This window comes from Streptomyces sp. NPDC059456, assembly GCF_042750055.1.
Lineage (GTDB): Bacteria > Actinomycetota > Actinomycetes > Streptomycetales > Streptomycetaceae > Streptomyces.
In genome coordinates this window covers 1-2683 of the sequence record NZ_JBHYVA010000919.1, presented here as the reverse complement: position 1 = coordinate 2683, position 2683 = coordinate 1, and the positions used below count along the sequence as shown (strand labels likewise).

The following is a 2683-nucleotide window of genomic DNA, read 5'->3' as shown; positions in this document are numbered from 1 at the left end:
GGGCCCCCCCCCCCCCGGGGGCCCCCCGCCGCGCCCGGCCCCCCCCGGCGGCGAAGACCCCCGCCGGGGGAACGTACCCGCCGGGCCGGTCAGGCGGCCGGCAGGGGGCGGCACAGGAGCGCCGCCGGGCCCGGGCGGGAGCCCACCCGGGTGGTGAAGGCGATGCCCGCCGCGTACTCGGTGGGCAGGCACTGGCCCTTGTAGTCGCCGTACGCGAACTCGCCGCCGGGGGATCCGGAGGGCCGGTTGTCGCCGCGGTCGAACCAGAGGGTGCGCCCGCCCGCGGGCAGCGCCGTCCGGGCCGGCGCGCACAGGGCCGCCGAGACCCTCTCTCCCCGCAGGCTGTACCCGATCAGGAACTGCCCGGCCGGACACTGGAGCTTCGTGTAGCCGGTGGCCCAGTCGCCGCCCGCGGGGACGTACGACTCGTCGCGGACGACGGTGTGCCCGCCCGTCGGGGCCCGCAGGTCGGAGGTGGAGCACAGGCCGCGCCCGCCCGTGTGACCGAGTCCGGCCAGGCGGGCGCCGTCCGGGCAGACCGCCTTGCGGGCCCCGCCGTCCCAGTCCCCGGTGGCACGGGTGCGCAGCGAGGCGTCGTGGTCCCGGTGATCGGTGTCCAGCTGGTACCAGGACGGGGTGGCGGGGATCGGCCCGGTGCGCCCGGCGCTGGTGGCGAGGGCCGTCCACGGCTGCGTACGCCAGTCGGCCGCGTCGAGCACGCCGGAGCGGCGGCCGGAGGCGTCGTAGCGGAGCAGGGCCCAGGAGTCGCCGCCCGGGGCGCCCTGGGCGGTGGTGCTCCAGCCGACGAGCGGCCAGTACGCGAAGTCGGCGTCGGTCTTGGCGAGATCGCCGGTCAGGTTCTGGAACCAGGCGCGCGGAGCGGCGCCGTTCTCGTCGGCTCCGATGCCGAACTCGCTGACCCAGACGGGTGCGGTGAAGTGCGTACCGCTCTCGGCGGACACGTAGAGGGCCTGGTCGTAGAGGGCCTGTTCGAGCTGGTCCCGGGTCATGTCCTGGTAGCGGAGGTCATGGGTCTCGCCGAGGCCGGTCGCGCCGCTGTGCCGGGGGCCGGTGTACCCGTAGAAGTGGGCCGAGTAGACGAGTTTGCCCGACACGACGAGGGTGTGGGACAGGGTGCGGACGGGGGTGAGGGTGGGGCGGCCGTGCGGGAAGCCGTCCACGGGGATACCGGTCCAGTTGATGCCCTCGATCACGATCAGCAGGTTCGGGTTGGCCTCGGCGAGGATCCGGTCGCCGGCCTCCTGGGCGGCCGCGTGCCAGTCGTGGCCGTCGCCGAGGCCCCAGTTGGGGTCGTCGAACGTGTCGCGGCGGACCTCGTTGTAGAGGTCGGCGCCGACCACGCGCGGGTTGTCGCGGTAGCGGCGGGCCAGGAACACCCAGTCGTCGGCCCACTGGGCGGTGGACTGGCCGCTGTTCCAGCGCTCGTTGCCGTCGAGTCCGCAGCACCAGCGGGTGGTGACGGTGTGGTTGTTGAGGATGACGGCGAACCCGGCGTCGGTGAGCGCCGCGACGACGGCGTCGTAGACCTGGAGCGGGGTGCGGCCGCGCAGGGCCGGATTGGCGGCGACGGCCGCGTCCGGGACGGGGGCGGTGGTGTGCAGCATCTCGTTCGAGAAGGGCAGCCGGATGCTGTTGAGGCCGAGGGCCCGGAAGTCGGCCAGCAGCGTGGGCAGCGGCACCCGGTCCAGGCCGATCGGGATGCCGGAGGAGTTCTGGCCCGCGTGGTGCGTCGCGGGGTCGTTGCGGTCGCCGCTGCCGTTCCAGGAGCCCTGGGCGCCGTCCCAGTTGCCGGACCGCAGCCGGAAACGGTTGCCCTGCGCGTCGACGATGTACCGGCCGCGCGTGGACAGCGGCGGGGTCCACGCCCCGGTCCCGGGCACGGTCTGCGCAGCCGCGGCGGGCACCGGGGCGGGCACCGGCGCGGCCACCGCCGGCGGGACCGCCGCCAGCAGCACGAGGGCGCCGAACAGCGCGCGGATGAGGCTCTTCATATCGCTCCTGCCGAGGGGTCGGGCCGTCCGGCTGGTCGGGCAACGGACGGATGCCGCGCACAAGTTACCGGCCGGTCGCCGACCAGGGAACCCACGCTCCCGACGACTTTCCGGCCGCCGCCCCACCCGTGCGTGCGCCCACCCTGATGAAACGGCCCCGCGCGGGGCCGTCAGCGCCTACCGTGCCCTGGAGGGGGCCGGGATCGCACGGGAGGGTGGGGCGGATGGACGAAGAAGAGGACATGCGGCTGGCGAGGATGACGCCGGAGATCTCCCGCCGCACCCTCACCATGCTCCGCGGCCTCGCCGGCCTGGAGCCCCCGGAGCAGGTGCCCGAGGACGCGATGATCGTCGCCGACGCGATCCTCGCCGAGCACGGCACCGACGGGCTGCGCGTTCTCGTGATGACCCTGGCGGCCTGGGCCACGGCGCAGATCGAGAACGTCGCCGAGCTGAGCCGGCGCAGCCACGAGGCCGTCCTCGACGCGATGGAGCTGGCCTGCCTGGAGGCCAACGCCGAGGACTGACGCCGAGGACCGATGCCGGGGACGGATGCCGGGGACCGGCGCCGGGGGAGCGACCGCGTCCGCGGACTTCGGGAAGTCGGCGCCGGTGCCCGCGGCGGCGGTGTGCGGGGCCGCCCGTGGGGTACTCCAGGCACCGGGTGATTC

At 75.2% G+C, this 2683-nt stretch carries 2 protein-coding genes; one reads left to right on the top strand and one right to left on the bottom strand.

Annotated elements, in window-relative coordinates; genetic code table 11:
* Positions 1 to 89 precede the first annotated feature (89 nt).
* Complete coding sequence (locus ACFXA3_RS40520; protein WP_385196145.1) at positions 90 to 2012, bottom strand: glycoside hydrolase family 5 protein; 1923 nt, start codon at positions 2010 to 2012, stop codon at positions 90 to 92.
* Positions 2013 to 2236: 224 nt separating this feature from the next.
* On the opposite strand from ACFXA3_RS40520, the gene ACFXA3_RS40515 reads away from it, so the two are divergent.
* A complete protein-coding gene (locus ACFXA3_RS40515) occupies positions 2237 to 2539 on the top strand; it encodes a hypothetical protein (protein WP_366102914.1) in 303 nt (100 codons plus the stop codon).
* Positions 2540 to 2683: the final 144 nt, after the last annotated feature.